The sequence below is a fragment of the Pseudarthrobacter sp. NIBRBAC000502771 genome (assembly GCF_006517215.1).
Classification (GTDB): Bacteria; Actinomycetota; Actinomycetes; order Actinomycetales; family Micrococcaceae; genus Arthrobacter; species Arthrobacter niigatensis.
This window is the reverse complement of record NZ_CP041187.1, coordinates 1051983-1066245: the sequence shown is the minus strand read 5'-3', so window position 1 is coordinate 1066245 and position 14263 is coordinate 1051983. Positions and strand designations below refer to the sequence as shown.

The 14263-nt window shown below is 66.0% G+C and carries 18 protein-coding genes and 1 tRNA gene; 6 read left to right on the top strand and 13 right to left on the bottom strand.

Features of this window, described 5'->3' with window-relative positions:
* Position 1: 1 nt before the first annotated feature.
* Positions 2–484, bottom strand: coding sequence for an FHA domain-containing protein (locus NIBR502771_RS05135; RefSeq protein WP_141158780.1), 483 nt, complete (start codon positions 482–484; stop codon positions 2–4).
* Positions 481–1221, bottom strand: coding sequence for a DUF3662 and FHA domain-containing protein (locus NIBR502771_RS05130; RefSeq protein ID WP_141158779.1), 741 nt, complete (start codon positions 1219–1221; stop codon positions 481–483). The genes NIBR502771_RS05135 and NIBR502771_RS05130 overlap by 4 nt, the downstream gene beginning before the upstream one ends.
* Before the next feature lie 395 nt (positions 1222–1616).
* Between NIBR502771_RS05130 and NIBR502771_RS05125 the strand changes: the two genes are divergently transcribed.
* A tRNA-Leu gene (locus NIBR502771_RS05125) sits at positions 1617–1699 on the top strand.
* 107 nt (positions 1700–1806) lie between these two features.
* On the opposite strand, the gene NIBR502771_RS05120 is transcribed toward NIBR502771_RS05125, so the two are convergent.
* The 4 genes from NIBR502771_RS05120 to NIBR502771_RS05105 all read right to left on the bottom strand — a co-directional run bounded on the left by NIBR502771_RS05120 (position 1807) and on the right by NIBR502771_RS05105 (position 5846).
* On the bottom strand, positions 1807–2538 hold the full coding sequence (locus NIBR502771_RS05120) for a FadR/GntR family transcriptional regulator (protein ID WP_141158778.1): 732 nt from the start codon (positions 2536–2538) through the stop codon (positions 1807–1809).
* A gap of 23 nt (positions 2539–2561) precedes the next feature.
* Positions 2562–3689: a mandelate racemase/muconate lactonizing enzyme family protein gene (locus NIBR502771_RS05115; protein WP_141158777.1), complete on the bottom strand. Its 1128-nt coding sequence runs from the start codon at positions 3687–3689 to the stop codon at positions 2562–2564.
* 93 nt (positions 3690–3782) lie between these two features.
* Positions 3783–5006, bottom strand: a complete 1224-nt coding sequence (locus NIBR502771_RS05110) for an MFS transporter (RefSeq protein ID WP_246839817.1) — start codon at positions 5004–5006, stop codon at positions 3783–3785.
* A gap of 111 nt (positions 5007–5117) precedes the next feature.
* Entirely contained in the window at positions 5118–5846 is a 729-nt protein-coding gene (locus NIBR502771_RS05105) for a TetR/AcrR family transcriptional regulator (RefSeq protein ID WP_246839816.1), read from the bottom strand.
* Positions 5847–5983: 137 nt separating this feature from the next.
* On the opposite strand from NIBR502771_RS05105, the gene NIBR502771_RS05100 reads away from it, so the two are divergent.
* On the top strand, positions 5984–7375 hold the full coding sequence (locus NIBR502771_RS05100) for an NAD(P)/FAD-dependent oxidoreductase (RefSeq protein WP_141161421.1): 1392 nt from the start codon (positions 5984–5986) through the stop codon (positions 7373–7375).
* A 66-nt stretch (positions 7376–7441) separates the two neighbouring features.
* The gene (locus NIBR502771_RS05095) at positions 7442–7924 is read left to right on the top strand and encodes a pyridoxamine 5'-phosphate oxidase family protein (protein ID WP_141158775.1); all 483 of its coding nucleotides are present in this window, start codon (positions 7442–7444) and stop codon (positions 7922–7924) included.
* Positions 7925–7945: 21 nt separating this feature from the next.
* On the opposite strand, the gene NIBR502771_RS05090 is transcribed toward NIBR502771_RS05095, so the two are convergent.
* Together NIBR502771_RS05090 and NIBR502771_RS05085 are read right to left on the bottom strand one after the other, a co-directional pair.
* Positions 7946–8554: a hypothetical protein gene (locus NIBR502771_RS05090; protein ID WP_141158774.1), complete on the bottom strand. Its 609-nt coding sequence runs from the start codon at positions 8552–8554 to the stop codon at positions 7946–7948.
* A 60-nt stretch (positions 8555–8614) separates the two neighbouring features.
* Positions 8615–9241: a hypothetical protein gene (locus tag NIBR502771_RS05085; RefSeq protein ID WP_141158773.1), complete on the bottom strand. Its 627-nt coding sequence runs from the start codon at positions 9239–9241 to the stop codon at positions 8615–8617.
* Between the two features lie 161 nt (positions 9242–9402).
* On the opposite strand from NIBR502771_RS05085, the gene NIBR502771_RS05080 reads away from it, so the two are divergent.
* Positions 9403–9783 (top strand): VOC family protein, encoded by a 381-nt coding sequence (locus NIBR502771_RS05080; RefSeq protein WP_141158772.1) that lies wholly within the window; start codon positions 9403–9405, stop codon positions 9781–9783.
* An 11-nt stretch (positions 9784–9794) separates the two neighbouring features.
* Here the strand turns inward: NIBR502771_RS05080 and NIBR502771_RS05075 are convergent, their stop codons facing one another.
* Positions 9795–10196 carry a DUF5997 family protein gene (locus NIBR502771_RS05075; protein WP_141158771.1) on the bottom strand — a complete coding sequence of 134 codons (402 nt, stop codon included), beginning with the start codon at positions 10194–10196 and terminating at the stop codon, positions 9795–9797.
* Here NIBR502771_RS05075 and NIBR502771_RS05070 point away from each other — a divergent pair.
* A complete protein-coding gene (locus tag NIBR502771_RS05070; protein WP_246839815.1) occupies positions 10159–10980 on the top strand; it encodes a LysR family substrate-binding domain-containing protein in 822 nt (273 codons plus the stop codon). The genes NIBR502771_RS05075 and NIBR502771_RS05070 overlap by 38 nt on opposite strands.
* Before the next feature lie 106 nt (positions 10981–11086).
* Here NIBR502771_RS05070 and NIBR502771_RS05065 read toward each other — a convergent pair whose 3' ends face one another.
* The 3 genes from NIBR502771_RS05065 to NIBR502771_RS05055 are packed head-to-tail and all read right to left on the bottom strand — an operon-like array spanning position 11087 to position 13076.
* The gene (locus tag NIBR502771_RS05065; protein WP_141158770.1) at positions 11087–11749 is read right to left on the bottom strand and encodes a DUF3618 domain-containing protein; all 663 of its coding nucleotides are present in this window, start codon (positions 11747–11749) and stop codon (positions 11087–11089) included.
* Positions 11746–12177, bottom strand: a complete 432-nt coding sequence (locus NIBR502771_RS05060; protein WP_141158388.1) for a phage holin family protein — start codon at positions 12175–12177, stop codon at positions 11746–11748. The genes NIBR502771_RS05065 and NIBR502771_RS05060 overlap by 4 nt, the downstream gene beginning before the upstream one ends.
* Positions 12177–13076: a hypothetical protein gene (locus tag NIBR502771_RS05055; protein WP_141158769.1), complete on the bottom strand. Its 900-nt coding sequence runs from the start codon at positions 13074–13076 to the stop codon at positions 12177–12179. Before NIBR502771_RS05055 ends, NIBR502771_RS05060 begins: the two co-directional genes overlap by 1 nt.
* Before the next feature lie 273 nt (positions 13077–13349).
* Here NIBR502771_RS05055 and NIBR502771_RS05050 point away from each other — a divergent pair, with 273 nt between their 5' ends.
* Positions 13350–13883 carry a MarR family winged helix-turn-helix transcriptional regulator gene (locus tag NIBR502771_RS05050; RefSeq protein WP_141158768.1) on the top strand — a complete coding sequence of 178 codons (534 nt, stop codon included), beginning with the start codon at positions 13350–13352 and terminating at the stop codon, positions 13881–13883.
* 33 nt (positions 13884–13916) lie between these two features.
* On the opposite strand, the gene NIBR502771_RS05045 is transcribed toward NIBR502771_RS05050, so the two are convergent.
* On the bottom strand, positions 13917–14258 hold the full coding sequence (locus NIBR502771_RS05045) for a hypothetical protein (RefSeq protein ID WP_141158767.1): 342 nt from the start codon (positions 14256–14258) through the stop codon (positions 13917–13919).
* Positions 14259–14263 lie beyond the last annotated feature (5 nt).

The following is a 14263-nucleotide window of genomic DNA, read 5'->3' as shown; positions in this document are numbered from 1 at the left end:
GTTACGGCCTCAATTCAATGACCGTCTTGCCGATCCTCACGGGTACCCCTGGCTCGACAGGCAGGGCACGGGTAAGTTGCTGGTCTCCCAGGTAGGTTCCGTTGGTGGAGCCAAGATCCTCGATGAACCAGCGGCTTCCCTGGGGGAAGAGCCTGGCATGGCGGCCGGAGGCGTAATCGTCCTCGAGGACCAGGGTGGCTTCCTGCGCGCGTCCCAGCAGGATGGGGCTCGCTGCCAGTGGGAGGGTCCTGCCCTTGAGCGGTCCTTCCAGCACCACCAGCTGCCGGGCCTGCTGTTTCACGGGCTGCGGAGGCGTTTCGGCCAGTTCGGGGTTACGCCGGAGCTGGCGGGCTGTGGGTGCGCCAGCTGCAGCCTTGCGGCCCAGCATCAGGTCCCGGCGCATGGCGGAGACGATGCTGAAGATCAGGACCCAAAGGAGCAGCAGGAAACCGAACCGCAGCGCCGTGATGGTGAGGTCGCTCATGCGTGGCCACCCTGGTTGGCAGGAAGCAGGCGGAAGATGATCTTTGTCCGTCCCATCGTGATGGTGGAGCCGTCAGTGAGTTCGGTGCTTCCGGAGACCTTTTGGCCGTTGACATAGCTGCCGTTGGTGGACCCCAGGTCAACGGCGCTGGTGACTCCGTTCTCCGTGCGGATCTCCAGGTGGCGCCGCGAAACGCCCGTGTCTTCGATGAGGATGTCTGCCTCGGATGACCGGCCCAGGACGATGGACGGGGCGTTCAGCGAGTACCGCTGCCCGTCAATATCCAGAACCGGCTGGAGCCTGACCGGCTGCCGGCTCGGAGCCGCCGGGACGTTGGGCCTGGACTGGGCGGCTCCGGAACCCTGGGACTTCTCTGTCGAGGAAGCGATTTCGAAGTCGCCGGCCCGAAGTTCCGCGTCGCGGCGGAACGAAATGCGGACGGGACCCTGGAGGGTGTAGCCCTGGCTGCGGACGTGGTTGATGACGACGTCGCAGAGTTCTTCGGCCAGGGGCGTGCCCCATTCCTGCGCCCTGCCGAAGTCATCGTCACTGAGCTGGACGTCGAAGACATTGGGCACCAACGTACGTCCGGCGGCCACGGTGAGGGCCTTGTGGTCCACCTCGCGGCGGAGCCGGCTGGCGATCTCCACCGGCTCGACCTGGGCTTTGGAACCGGTGGAGAAGACGCCGCGGACGGCCTTTTCAATGCCACGTTCAACCTTGTCCAGCAGGCCCATGGTGCTTCTCCTTTCCCCCCGGCTCCGGGGCAGTAGTTGTTGCCGGCCATCATCTGCGGGGCAGTCCACCGCTGCACGGGGATGCCCGCCGGAAGTGGCCACTCCTACATCCGATACTAATGGCCAGCCCTGCGAATGACCTTAATCAACAACGGCCGGGCGCCGGCAAAAGTTCGGAAGGGTGGTTGTCCTTGGCGGCTGTGAGGCGGCCATCCCGGTGCGGTTGCCGTCCGGAAATTACCTGCTTCCACGCGTATTAATTGCGGCCCAGGTGGCTTATGGGAGGGCGCCGTTCGGCCGATTGGTAATTTGCGGCATCTGTCCGTTATGCTTGATCTCGCTGCTTTTACGAGGCGCGGAACGGGAAACCGAAACGGCCGAGTGGAGGAAATTGCGCGCGAGTGGCGGAACGGCAGACGCGCTGGCTTCAGGTGCCAGTGTCCGAAAGGGCGTGGGGGTTCAAATCCCCCCTCGCGCACGCAACAGAAGAGCCCCGGTCTTAGGACCGGGGCTCTTCTGCGTTCCTGGCCAATCATGGGCTGGTTCGCGGATCCGTCCCTATATAGACCGGATGCGCGAACAACCCTAGGAATCCGACGGCGAAGCGTCCTGCCGTGTGGACAGGCGTGCCGAAGCCTTGAACCGGCGTCGTGAGTTGGCCAGGTGGCTGCGCATCGCTGCCGCCGCGGCAGCTTCGTCGCCATCGGTGATCGCCTCAAGGATGGACCGGTGCTCCTGGACCACCTGGTCGAAATGGTCCCGGGCGTAATGCTCGACGCCGGTCATCAGGCGGGTCCGCGGCATGGCAATCATTGTTTGCCCCAGCGCAGCCAGGCAATCGGAGTAATAGGGGTTGCCGGAGGCTGCCGCCACCGCCCGGTGGAATTCGAAATCCGATTTCATGGCATGGGCGGGGTGGCCTGCGCTTTCGGTGAAGGCCTCCAGTGCCGTGCCGACCGCCCGCAGCTGCCTGTCCGTACGGTTCCGGGCAGCCAGGGCGGCCGCTTCGGTCTCAACACCCATACGGAAAGCCAGCAGGTGCAGCCTGTCCTCCGTGGTGGCCACAGGCCGGACACCCGGCACTGCCAGCGGGCCGTCCGACGGCGGCGTGAGCGCGAAGCTGCCCCGTCCCCGTTCGGTTTCCACGAGACCTTCGGCCTGGAGGCGCGTCAGGGCTGCGCGGACTACCGTCCGGCTAACGCCGAACTCACTGATCAGGGTGTTTTCACTGGGCAGCTTCCCACCCGGCTGGATCACGCCGTCAACGATGCGGGTGCGAAGGTCAGCGGCGAGGTCCGCGGTGAGGTTCCGGCTCATGGCTCAAGGTTACGGCGTCGGGGTTAGGCGCCGAATTCCACGCTCTCAGTGGTCCAGGCACGGGCCTGCCCGCTGAGGGTGACGCCGAGGCCGGGGCGGTCCGGGACGATCATGCGCCCGTCCTTGGTTTCGAGGCGCTCGTTGAACAGCGGATCCAACCAGTCGAAGTGCTCCACCCACGGCTCGCGCGGATAGGCAGCAGCAAGGTGCAAATGGATTTCCATGGCGAAGTGCGGGGCCAGCCCCAGGCCGCGCTCATCCGCCAGGGCAGCAAGGCGGAGGAACTGGGTGATGCCGCCGACGCGGGGGGCATCCGGCTGGATGATGTCACAGCCGTCGGCGGCAATGAGGCCCTTGTGTTCGGCCACGGACGCGAGCATCTCGCCGGTGGCGATGGGAGTGTCCAGCACCTGTGCCAGGTGGGCATGGCCCTCAAAGTCGTAGGCGTCCAGGGGCTCCTCGATCCAGATGAGGTTGAACTCCTCGAGCCTGCGGCCCATGCGCAGGGCCGTGGCGCGGTCCCACTGCTGGTTGGCGTCCACCATCAGCGGGACATCCCAGCCGATGTGTTCCCGGATGCCGGCCACGCGGCGGAGGTCCTCGGCAGAATCGGGCAGGCCCACCTTGATTTTGATGCCGCCGATGCCTTCCTCGATGGACTGCGTGGCGCGTGCTTTGACCTCGTCCAGGGTGGCGTTCAGGAAACCGCCCGAGGTGTTGTAGGTCCGCACGGAGTCCCGGTAGGAGCCGAGGAACTTTGCCAGCGGCAGGCCGGCGCGCCTCGCTTTGAGATCGTACAAAGCGATGTCGACGGCGGCGAGGGCCTGGGTGGCGACGCCTGAGCGTCCCACGGATGCGCCTGCCCAAAGCAGCTTGGTATAGATCCTGGCGATGTCATTCGGGTCTTCCCCGATGAGGCCTTCGGCAACTTCCTTGGCATGCGCATACTGGGCCGGTCCGCCGGCCCGCTTGGAGTAGCTGAAGCCAATCCCTGAATGGCCCAGTTCGCTGGTGATCTCGGCGAACAGGAAGACCACCTCAGTCATGGGCTTCTGCCGGCCGGTGAAGACCTTGGCGTCACTGATGGGAACGGCGAGGGGGAGTCGGGCGGTGGACAGCTTCACGTGCCGGATCAGGTCGACAGTGCTCATGGATTCTCCTAGTGGCGGCGCGGGGCTCCTTCGCCCACCAACAAAGGATACAAGTACAAAACTTGTATTACAAGAAGTGCCGAATGGGCCAGGTCAGGCCTTCGGAGCCGTCCCACGCGACAGTCCAATGAGGATGAGCGCCGCGAAAGCCGCGACGGCGCAGATGCCGAACACGCCCTGGTATCCAAGGCCGAGGCCCGGGCCGGCCGCGATGATCACACCGGAGACAATCGCTCCGATGCGCCTGGTGTTGGTGAACAAACCGGACGCGAGCCCGGGCCCAGGGATAAGGTCCTGGAACAAGGTCAGTCCAATGCCTGCAACGGTTCCAAAGAACCAAGCGTTGAGCGGTTGGACGGCGATCAGCAGCACGGGTCCCGTCAATACGGTCATGGCAGCGTAATAGGCCACGCCGGCGACGCAGCCGGTCGCGAGGATTGCCTGGCTTGAGAACCGGCGGCTCAGCCTTCCGATAATAAGCAGTGCAGGAATCTCCAGCAGGGCGGAGATTCCCAGCGCGACGCCTGACCATATCAGCGGGAGCCCGAGGCGTTCGGTGACGAAGAGGCTCATGACCGATACCGCAGCACTGTTGGTCGCCTGGAGTGCCACGAAGCCGCTGACAATGAGGACAACGGCCGTGCGGCTGACCGGTTGCCCGGTGGCGTGGAGCGTGGGATCCGGGTCCGGATCCATACTCTTTGCTGCGCGTCGCTTGGCGATCATGCCCGCGGTGGTGGCCATGTTGAGGAAGGCGATGACAGCCAGCACCGGAAGGATCGCACGGTTTCCCAGGGCGGCCATGATGAAGGTGGCCAGCGGCGGCCCCGCTACCCAGGCGAAGGACACGATGGCGCGCGTGTTGATCACCTCGGAAGGGGCAGCCTTGGCATGCTTCATATCGGCGAACAGGAGGGACACTCCGACGCCCGCGGGACCGCCGAGGACGACGAGGGCTACCACCGCAACCGGGAGGGCTGTGGTTATGGCGAGGGTTCCGGCGAGGGCCAGGGTAAGGGCTCCACACACCAGGAGGGGCCGGAGGTAGTCCTTCCTCCTGTCGGCCCACGACGGTATGCCCAGCGCCGCGACGAACCCACTGGCGTTGTACACGCCGAGGACCCATCCGACATCGGCCGGGCCGGCGTCGTACAAACCGACGAGCAACAGTGCGAGGACGGGGTTCAGCAGAGCGAATTGCAGGCCCCAGCACAGCGCGGCGGACGACGTCAGCAGCGGAGTGGCGGCGGCAGGCGCAGTGGATGCCACGCCCCGCTGCGCATGGGGCCCGGCCGGTTGGTCTTGTCCTGTCCGCACGTCTTCTCCTATTTTGGCGAAACGTTCCTTCGCCCCACGCCATAGTAGGAAGGTGCGGCCCCACGAGGGAGGGAATGCTGATACCTGCCTCGGCGCGCCAAATCGTGCATCTCAGCGGCGCAGCGCGGCCAGACCGGAGACCAGTGCGTCCAAGCCCAGTTGAAAGGCGGTATCCGCCTGCCGGCCATGGTCGCGGTGGCCGGCTTCGGGGTGGCTGGAGGACTCCCGGGGCGCCCCCGACGAGCTTTGGACGGCGGCAGTGAAGTACGGCGTGGAACCGGCCATGGACCCGGAATCGAAGATGTCCTCCGGGGCCGTAACGTCGTACGCAGAGCCGAAAATAAAGGACTCCAGCGCCACTATGGCAGGAATGATGCGCTCCTGCGGGAATCCGGCGTCCGAAAAACCCTTGCTGACGGTCTCGTACATGGCGAGGGTCTGCGGGGCGTCTGTTACCGGCAGCACTGCAATGACCGGAATGAGCGGAGTGTGTTCGGCGAAGACGTCCCGATAGCTCCATGCCCAGGTATGAACGGCATCTTCCCAGCTGCCGCCCTCAAAGCCTGAGACGTCCACCAGCGACATCAGGTGATCCTCCACCAACAGCAGCACGTCCTGTTTGGATGCCACGTGGTTGTAGAGGGCGGAGGGTGCCACATCCAGCACCCTGGCGAGGGCGGCCATGGTCAGTCCGTCGTATCCCTTGCGTCCGACCAGCTCCAGCGCGGCCGTTGTGATCCCTGCCTTGTCCAGCACTGCCGCCGAGGGCCGGCCCGCCCGCCTCCTCGGCGCTCCGCCATTGCTGGTGGAGCGCCCCTGTGCGGCTGATACTGCCGGCATTCCTGCCCTTTCCGTCGTCGTCCCCTGCATTATTCCATTCAGCACTTCCCCTGCCGGCAGGCACGGGCTATAGTTCCTACTAAATGAATGGCATTCATTTAATGGTCCCCGTCACCTGGGGCCGCAGAGAGGACATCATGCTGAACCTGAACCGCGACGTTGTGGTCGTTGGAGCCGGGCCGTCCGGACTCACCGCCGCCCGCGAACTGAAGAAGGCCGGACTCACGGTCGCCGTGCTTGAGGCCCGCGACAGGGTGGGCGGCCGCACCTGGACCGACACCGTGAACGGAGCCATGCTCGAGATCGGCGGCCAGTGGGTCTCCCCGGACCAGACCGCCCTCCTGGAACTGCTCCAGGAACTGGGCCTGGAGACCTACCCGCGCTACCGCGAAGGCGAATCCATCTACATCGGCGCGGACGGCACACCCGTGCGCTACACGGGTGACACCTTTCCCGTGGACCCGGACACCGCCGTCGAAATGGACCAGCTGGTGGCACTGCTGGATGGCCTCGCCGCGGAGGTTGGACCCACGCAACCATGGGCCCACCCCAAGGCGCGTGAACTGGACACGATCTCCTTCCATCACTGGCTCCGCCAGAACTCGGCCAACGAGGAAGCCTGCAGGAACATTGGCCTGTTCATCGCCGGCGGAATGCTCACCAAGCCGGCACACTCCTTCTCTGCCCTGCAGGCGGTCCTGATGGCCGCTTCGGCCGGATCCTTCACCCACCTGACTGACGAGGATTTCATCCTGGACCGCCGCGTGGTTGGCGGGATGCAGCAGGTGTCCCTGCTGCAGGCGCAGGAACTGGGTGACGACGTCGTACTCAGTTCGCCGGTCCGCACCATCAATTGGGAGCCGGATGCGGACGGCGGCCACCGCGTCACCGTCGAATCGGACCGTGCCACGGTCAACGCCCGCTTCGTCATCATGGCCGTGCCGCCCAACCTTTACTCCCGCGTCTCCTTCAACCCGCCGCTGCCGCGCCGGCAGCACCAAATGCACCAGCACCAGTCCCTGGGCCTGGTCATCAAGGTGCACGCCGTCTACAGCACTCCGTTCTGGCGGGAAAAGGGACTCTCCGGCACCGGCTTCGGCGCGGATGCCCTGGTCCAGGAGGTGTACGACAATACGAACTTCGATGACCAGCGGGGCACCCTGGTGGGCTTCGTGTCCGATGAAAAGGCCGATGCCGTTTTCGAGTTGAGCGCAGAGGACCGCAGGAAGGCCATCCTGGAATCCATTGCGGGCTACCTGGGCGAGGAGGCCCTCACTCCTGACGTCTACTACGAGTCCGACTGGGGCTCCGAGGAATGGACCCGTGGCGCCTACGCCGCCAGCTATGACCTTGGAGGGCTCCACCGCTACGGCAGGGATCAGCATGCCCCGGTCGGCCCGATCTACTGGTCCTCGTCGGACCTTGCGGCGGAAGGCTACCAGCACGTGGACGGCGCCATCCGCATGGGCCGCATCACGGCCGCGCGCATCGCCGAGGTGGCCAAAGTTCCGGTGGCATCCGGCTGGTAAATAAGCATGCTTACTAATAGGCTGGCGGCGGGGACTTTCCCCTACTTTCGACGAACGAGGTGAGGCATGACTGACGCGCAGAGCATCAGCAAGGTTACTGAGATCATCAACGATTCCAAGATCGGTATGGTCACCACCATCAACGAAGAAGGCGCCCTCGTCAGCCGCCCGCTGGCCGTCCAGGAGGTTAAGGACGACGGCGACATGTGGTTCTTCACCGGGCTCGGCACCTCGCAGGTTGCCCATGTCCGGGCTGATCCCCGCGTCAACGTCGCCTTCGGCAAGAACACCGAATGGGTTTCCGTTGCAGGGACCGCCGAGGTGGTCACCGACCGCGCCAAGATCCACGAGATGTGGAACCAGGTTGTCGAAGCATGGTTCCCGGACGGTCCGGACACCCCCGAGGTCTGCCTCCTCCGGGTGGACTCGGATTCGGCGGAGTACTGGACCAGTCCGGGCGGCACTGCCGCAACGGTCCTGCAGTGGGTCAAGTCCAAGGTGACGAACAGCCGCATGAGCGTTGGCGAAAGCGGCACCGTGGAGCTGTAACGCCGGCTTTGGGCGGGGCGGCTACTGCTGCTCCGCCCTTTTCAATGCCTTTAGGACGGCCGGCAGCAGCACGTCATTGCGTCCCCACACGGGATCCAGGATCTCCACGTACCAGGAATCAGCGAGCAGGAGGGCCAGCGAATCGTTGGTCTCCCCGGCCCAATCCTGGATCTGCCCGTCCGTCACGGGATTCTCGCTGGAGCCCAGCACCGTGGCGATCTCCGTTCCCGCAACGGTCACCGCAATGGCGGCGCTGCTTGCTTCGCCAGGGGCGTGGGCAACGGTGACCAGTTCAGTCCGGGTGGACAGCGCCAGCAAGCCGCGCGCGGTTTCGGCGCCGCAGAATCCGGTCACGTACTGGCGCTGCGCGGCACCATCGCCAAGGATGCCCGGCTGGGACTCCTTGGTGAACAGCCCGTTGCGGTTCAGCTCCGCCAGCGCGGCGGCGATGGGTTTGGTCTCTGCGTCAAAGACTGCGGCGAAATGTCCAGGCTGGTATGAACTTCCACCTTCCAGCCACCGGGCCGTCAGCTCACCGGCAGCCGCCAGCGTGGTGGCTTGGCGCCAGACTCCCCGGTCCTCCAGGAGCCGGCCGTACTGGTCATGGGCAGGCAGTTCCTCAGGCTTCATCCTGGGATGCTATCGCCGGGCCTCGGAAGCAATCCAACCCCTTCGACACAGCAGTTAACGTCAGCCGGCCCGCTCGGCCGGCCGGGCTGCAGGAATTCCGGCCGCCTGCTCGGCCGCTGCCAGCGAGGCGGCCAGGCTTCCGACGGCGGCCGGGTAGCCCGTGTGCGAGGCTGTCCGCAGCTGGTCCGCGGTCCGCATGGCCTTGATCAGTGCGGACGTTTCCGGCAGCCGTACGTCGGTCAGGGCCGGATAGTCGATGCTAAAGCCGGGATCCAGTTCGTAACGCTGCCACCGGTGCATCAGCTCCTCATGCTGGATCCGGGCCGCTTGATGGGCGGAGAGCCGCTCCCTTTGCTCCCTTCGGCCCGCGCGCCACGCCAGGATCCGGGGGCTGCCCCGGTATGCGGCGATGCCGGAGGCGCCCGCTGCCGCGGCCAGCACCAATCCCGCCCATGGCGACACCAGGGCCGGGATCACGAGCGCAGGAAGGGCAACGGAGGACCCGAGGAAAAGGTCCCAAAACTGCTGGTCGGGCACCTGCGCTGCGTCGCTTGCAGGCGCCAGGGACCGGCGTCGTACAACGAACACGGTGGCTGCGACGGTGGCAACCAGCACCGGACCGCACAGCAGGACCGCCCATGCACCGTGAAGCAGCCCCTGGTTCAGGGACTCCGCCAAGATCGACATCCTGTACCTCCCGCGCCCGCCATTCCCCACTAAGCCATGGCCCCGGCCGGAAAGCCCGGGCTGGTCTTTCCATTGGACCGTCTTCCGGGCACAGCGTCAATGGCTGCGAAAGGGGGGGCGCACAGCCTGGGAGTCACGGCGATGGGCGGTACCGTGGGACCATGCGACTCAAAATGTGCAGCATCCACGTCCAGGACCCCGCGGCCGCCCATGCCTTTTACACCGGCACACTCGGCTTCGACACCCTGATGGCCATGCCGGAGTACAACCTGTACATCATTAAGGATCCGGGGGCGGGGGACAGCTCGGTGGGACTGCTCCTGGAACCCAGCGACAACCCCATCGGCGCCAGTTACATGAACGCCGTCCGCGAGGCCGGCCTTCCGGCCATCGTGTTCGGCGTCCCCGATGTCCAGGCGGAGTATGACCGGCTGATGGCCGCCGGGGTGAGTTTCAAGACGCCGCCCACCACTGATTCATTCGGGACCAGCGCCGTGTTCGACGACGGCTGCGGCAACTACGTCCAAATCCACCAGGACTAAGGCGCTGGCAATCAGGCCTGGGCGCGGTCCTTCTTGGCCTGCTTCTTCGCGGCCTCGTCCTTGACCCGCTGGGCCTCGGCGCGGACGGCCGCGTGCGTGGCGCGTTCGGTGACGAGCCACTGCGGGGGCGCCTGCAGCAGCGCGGTGATCTCCGCCGTCGTGAGCGCTTCCTCCACGCCGCCGCGGGCCAGGCCGCTGATGGAAACGTTCAGCTTCTGCGCCACCACCGGGCGGGGGTGCGGCCCGTTGCGGCGGAGTTCGGCAAGCCATTCCGGCGGGTTGGCCTGGAGTTCGGCAAATTCCTCGCGGGTAATCGATGAATCCTGGAACTCCTGCGGGGTGGCCGGCAGGTAGATGCCAAGTTTCTTGGCAACGGTGGCCGGCTTCATGGACTGGGAGTTTGCAGAGGTCATGCTTCAAGGGTATCCGGGCGGCGGGTACTGTGAAGACGTGCCCGCCGACAATACCCCCACGCCCGATGGCCAGCCCACCCCTGACGATGCGGCCCAGCGCGTGTTGCGCATCGCGTACGTGGCAGGGGTGACGCCGGGCAAGTGGATCCGCCGCTGGGAAGAGCGGATGCCGGATATTCCCCTTGAAGCATTCATGGTTGACGACGGCGTGCAGCGTGACGTGCTGGACGACGGCAGGGCGCACATGGCCTTCGTCCGTCTTCCCATTGAGCGCGAAGGCCTCAGCGTTATCCCGCTGTACGAGGAGCAGCCCGTGGTGGTTGCCCCGAAAGGCCATGAGATCTCGGTGTTCGAGGAAGTGGCGCTTGCCGACCTCGCACAGGAATCCTTCCTTGATCCTGCAACCCTGGGCGGACCGGATCCGGCCCTCCAGGTGGTGGCCTCCGGAGCCGGCCTGGTGATCCTTCCGATGTCAGTGGCACGGCACTTCAACGTCAAAGACACGGTGGCGCGCAGGCTTACAGGGGCGGGGGGGACCGAAATCGCCCTGGCCTGGCCTGCGGAGGCCACGGACGACGTGCTGGAGGAGTTCATCGGCGTGGTCCGCGGCCGCACCGCGCAGAGCTCCCGCCAGCCCTCCGCGCAGCCGCAGAAGGTCAAGAAGGAACCCAAGCCGGACCGCCGTGGCACCGGCACCAAGAAAGCGCCCAAGGTGGCACAGCGCTATGCCCCCAACCCGGATAAGGGCCGCGGCAAGGGGTCCCGCAAGAAGGGCAAGCGCTAGCCTCCCCTAAGAGCCCCCGGGCCGTTGGTGATGGCCCGAACGGCGGCAAAGCCGGCCCCGCATCATGCAGAACCGGCTTCGCTGTAGTCCGTTTTACGCTGGCGGACTAGGTGTTTTGGATGTTGTCTTTGGCGTCTGTGGCGCGGTCTTTGACGTCGGTGGCGGCGTTTTGGCCTTCGGTTTTGACGTTGTAGGCGGCGTCGGTGGCGGTGGCTTTGACGTTGTCCATGGCTTCCTGGGCGGGTTCCTTGAGGTCCTGGGCCATGGTTTTGGCGGCGTCGGTGACCTGGGTTGCCAGGGGCTGGGCGGCGGTTTTGAGTTGGTCCGCGGCTTCGCGTTCCTTCTCGCTGGCGGGGATCAGGGAGGACAGGAGCATACCGGCGCCGAACGCGATGAGCCCGGCGGCCAGGGGGTTCCCGGCGGTTTTGGCTTTGACCTGGTCCGGGGCGTTGGAGACGGCCTGGCCGGCGTCGGAGAGTTTCGCGGAGACCGCGTCTCCTGCCTGGTGGAGGTTGTCGCCGGCGGTGTTTAGGGCGTTGGTGGTGTGTCCGGTCCCGGTGGCGGTGGTGTCGTGGACCTTGGTGGTGGCGTGGTCTGCTGCGCCCATGATTTTCTCCTTCACCCCGGTCACGGCGTCGCGGACCTTGTCGGTTTGGCGGTGGACGATGTTGGACGGGGTGACTTTGTCGGCCACGGCGTCGACGTTGGTGCCCAGGCGGGCCCGGGTGGCTTCTATGTCTGCGCGGATGGCATCGGGGTTTTCGCTCATCGGTTTACCTCACCTGGTTTTAGGGTTGGGGGTATTTCTGCGAGGGTTTCCCCGGTTTGGGGCAGGCCCTTGATCTGTTTGAGTTCCTTCCGGCCAATGGAGGCCAGGACGGCGGCGATGATGGCCCAGAGCACGGCGACGATCAGCGCCGCCCAGCCCAGTGCCATGACGGCGCCGAGGGCGAACATCAGGGCCAGGGAGAGGAAGACCAGGACGAAGTGGCCGCCCACGCCGGCGCCGGCGAGCATGCCGGCGCCTTTGCCCGCGCGGGAGGTGGATTGTTTGAGTTCGGCCTTGGCCAGTTCCACTTCCTGGCGCATCAGGGTGGACAGGTCACGGGTCACGTCCCCGAGGAGTTCACCGATCGAGGCGTTATCCGCTTTCACATGCGCCGCGCTGGGCGGCGGCTCCGGTATCTGGCTGCTCATCACAGACCACCCGTGCCATGGCGGCCACTGCCGTAGGTACCGTCGGTTCCAGGTGCTTCTTCACCGGTGTACACACCGTCTTCGGCCCGGAAGGGGTCGTCTTCGAAGCGCAGGGGAGTCTCCTCGGCAGTCCCCGACGGCAGGGTGCTGGTGGACACAGGTGCGGAGCCGCGGACGGTGGGCTCATCGAAGAGGTCGTCGGTGCCCGCGGCGTAGACGGTCTCCTGGTGCAGGGGTGCTGCCGGCGGTGACTGCGCGGCGCGGTGCTGGGCTGGACCTTGTGCAGGGCTGGAATACCGCGCCTGCCCCTGCGCTTCGGGCGGGCCTGCGGTGAGGCCGCGGGTGAGGCGGCCGGCCAGGACGCCGGCGCCGGCGGCCAGGAGCAGGAAGGTCCCGGGCTTGTTCCGGGCGAAGCGTTGGACCTCGTTCAGGAGGTCACCCGGTTCCCGGTTTTCCAGCCAGGTGGCCATCGAGGAGGTGCGCTCCGCTGCCTGGCGGACCAGGTCACTGGCCATGCCCTGCTGGTCCGGGGCGCTGGCCATGCTGTGCAGCTGGGTGGAGATGTTGCGGATGCCCTCGGCAGCCTTCTGCTGCTGCGTGCCTGCCTGGCTGGTCAGGCCTGACTTCGCCTGTCCCAGCAGGTCCTGCGCATTGGCCTTCGCCTCATGCGCAACGTTCGCAGCCTCGTCCTTCGCCGTCTGGGCCACCCCCTGGGCGGCGGACGCCGCTTCACCGGCGACGTTGGAGGCCTCTTCCTTCGCTGCCTGCGACTTGGAGTTGCCATCCGGAGTGGATGGGTAGGAGGCGTGCTGGGGAGCTGGCTCGGTTCCGCCGTAGTGATCGGCGATGGCCGGATCGTTGGCAGTGTGCGGGGTCTGGGGCCATTGGTTCTCTGTCATCTTCGCTCTCTTTCGGAAAGGGTTAGCTGGCGATCAGGAACCAGCAATGCTGGCGACTTAGTAAGCAAGGTTACTAATTAGATACTAAGCACACTTCCCATTTCGATTGCAAGGGGCGGGCCGTCCGGCTTTCTATTCACCAGGCCTTTCCAAGGGCCCGGAGATGGGCGGATAGTAAGCCTACTTGCGAATATGTTGCTAAGCATGCTTATTGTAGGGGTGTAGCGACGCAGGGTGACCAGCAATTCGCCACCAATAGGAAGGCCGCGGCCGATGACCAGCAATCTCGATCCGGACGCCCGGAGCAGCTACCGCCTGATCACTTTGGCGGCGCGGCTGATCCAGCGGCGCCAGGACGATGCACTGGCCCCCCTTGGCCTCACCCGTGCGGCCGTGATCGCACTGGAAGGCCTCACCGGGGGCCCACTGAACCAGGAACAGCTTGCCGACGCCATCAGGGTCCAGAGCCAGACGCTGGGCCGGGTCCTCACGCGCCTGGAAACTACAGGACTCATCACCAGGACCCGCCGGACCTCGGACCGCCGCCAGCTGAAGGTGGAGCTGACGGATGCCGGTGTGGCGGCTGTCGAAGCGGCGCGGCAAGCGGAGGCTAACGCCTATCCCGATGATCCGGACATTGGCTGGAACGTACTCCGGAAGGAACTCACCAAGTTTGTCCGCGCCGTCCCGCCCGGCCGGGACACCGGCGTGGTCCCGTTCGCACCGCAGGGACACCGTACGGGGCACCGCCCCCAGGCCGGCCGGGCAGCCGGCATGCGGGGCTGGGAACAGCCGCGCCAAAACTGACCCGGGTTACCAGAGCTGGCCCGGCTTGCGCGCTCATGCCCGGCAGGCGTCCTGCAGTGCCCGGAGGGAGTCTGCGGGCACCTGGTCTCCGGACTCCGCAACCTGGCCCAGCGGCGTCGTAATCTCTGCGGGCACCCCTGCTGATTTGGCGGCCGAGACCAAGCCGGCCAGCGCCTTGCGGTCCTCGGGGCTGACCAGGCCGTCCTTGACGACGGCGCAGATTTGCCTGTTGACCTCCTGCGCGGCGGCCGAGGCAGCTTTTGAAGCGGCATCGCTGGCAGTGCTACCCGCTGCGTCCCCCACTGCGCCGCATCCCGTCAGCAGGAGGGTGGCGGCCAGGGCGGTGGCTGGTACGACGGCGGGGCGGAAAGTCATGCCCC

Excerpts from the sequence above, each read along its gene's own strand:
- NIBR502771_RS05085 (WP_141158773.1), bottom strand. The coding sequence starts at position 9,241 with ATGTCGATCTTGGCGGAGTCCCTGAACCAGGGGCTGCTTCACGGTGCA.
- NIBR502771_RS05115 (WP_141158777.1), bottom strand. The coding sequence starts at position 3,689 with ATGAGCACTGTCGACCTGATCCGGCACGTGAAGCTGTCCACCGCCCGA.
- NIBR502771_RS05050 (WP_141158768.1), top strand. The coding sequence starts at position 13,350 with ATGACCAGCAATCTCGATCCGGACGCCCGGAGCAGCTACCGCCTGATC.
- NIBR502771_RS05105 (WP_246839816.1), bottom strand. The coding sequence starts at position 5,846 with ATGCCGGCAGTATCAGCCGCACAGGGGCGCTCCACCAGCAATGGCGGA.
- NIBR502771_RS05055 (WP_141158769.1), bottom strand. The coding sequence starts at position 13,076 with ATGACAGAGAACCAATGGCCCCAGACCCCGCACACTGCCAACGATCCG.
- NIBR502771_RS05135 (WP_141158780.1), bottom strand. The coding sequence starts at position 484 with ATGAGCGACCTCACCATCACGGCGCTGCGGTTCGGTTTCCTGCTGCTC.
- NIBR502771_RS05080 (WP_141158772.1), top strand. The coding sequence starts at position 9,403 with ATGCGACTCAAAATGTGCAGCATCCACGTCCAGGACCCCGCGGCCGCC.
- NIBR502771_RS05090 (WP_141158774.1), bottom strand. The coding sequence starts at position 8,554 with ATGAAGCCTGAGGAACTGCCTGCCCATGACCAGTACGGCCGGCTCCTG.
- NIBR502771_RS05075 (WP_141158771.1), bottom strand. The coding sequence starts at position 10,196 with ATGACCTCTGCAAACTCCCAGTCCATGAAGCCGGCCACCGTTGCCAAG.
- NIBR502771_RS05130 (WP_141158779.1), bottom strand. The coding sequence starts at position 1,221 with ATGGGCCTGCTGGACAAGGTTGAACGTGGCATTGAAAAGGCCGTCCGC.
- NIBR502771_RS05095 (WP_141158775.1), top strand. The coding sequence starts at position 7,442 with ATGACTGACGCGCAGAGCATCAGCAAGGTTACTGAGATCATCAACGAT.
- NIBR502771_RS05100 (WP_141161421.1), top strand. The coding sequence starts at position 5,984 with ATGCTGAACCTGAACCGCGACGTTGTGGTCGTTGGAGCCGGGCCGTCC.
- NIBR502771_RS05120 (WP_141158778.1), bottom strand. The coding sequence starts at position 2,538 with ATGAGCCGGAACCTCACCGCGGACCTCGCCGCTGACCTTCGCACCCGC.
- NIBR502771_RS05060 (WP_141158388.1), bottom strand. The coding sequence starts at position 12,177 with ATGAGCAGCCAGATACCGGAGCCGCCGCCCAGCGCGGCGCATGTGAAA.
- NIBR502771_RS05065 (WP_141158770.1), bottom strand. The coding sequence starts at position 11,749 with ATGAGCGAAAACCCCGATGCCATCCGCGCAGACATAGAAGCCACCCGG.
- NIBR502771_RS05045 (WP_141158767.1), bottom strand. The coding sequence starts at position 14,258 with ATGACTTTCCGCCCCGCCGTCGTACCAGCCACCGCCCTGGCCGCCACC.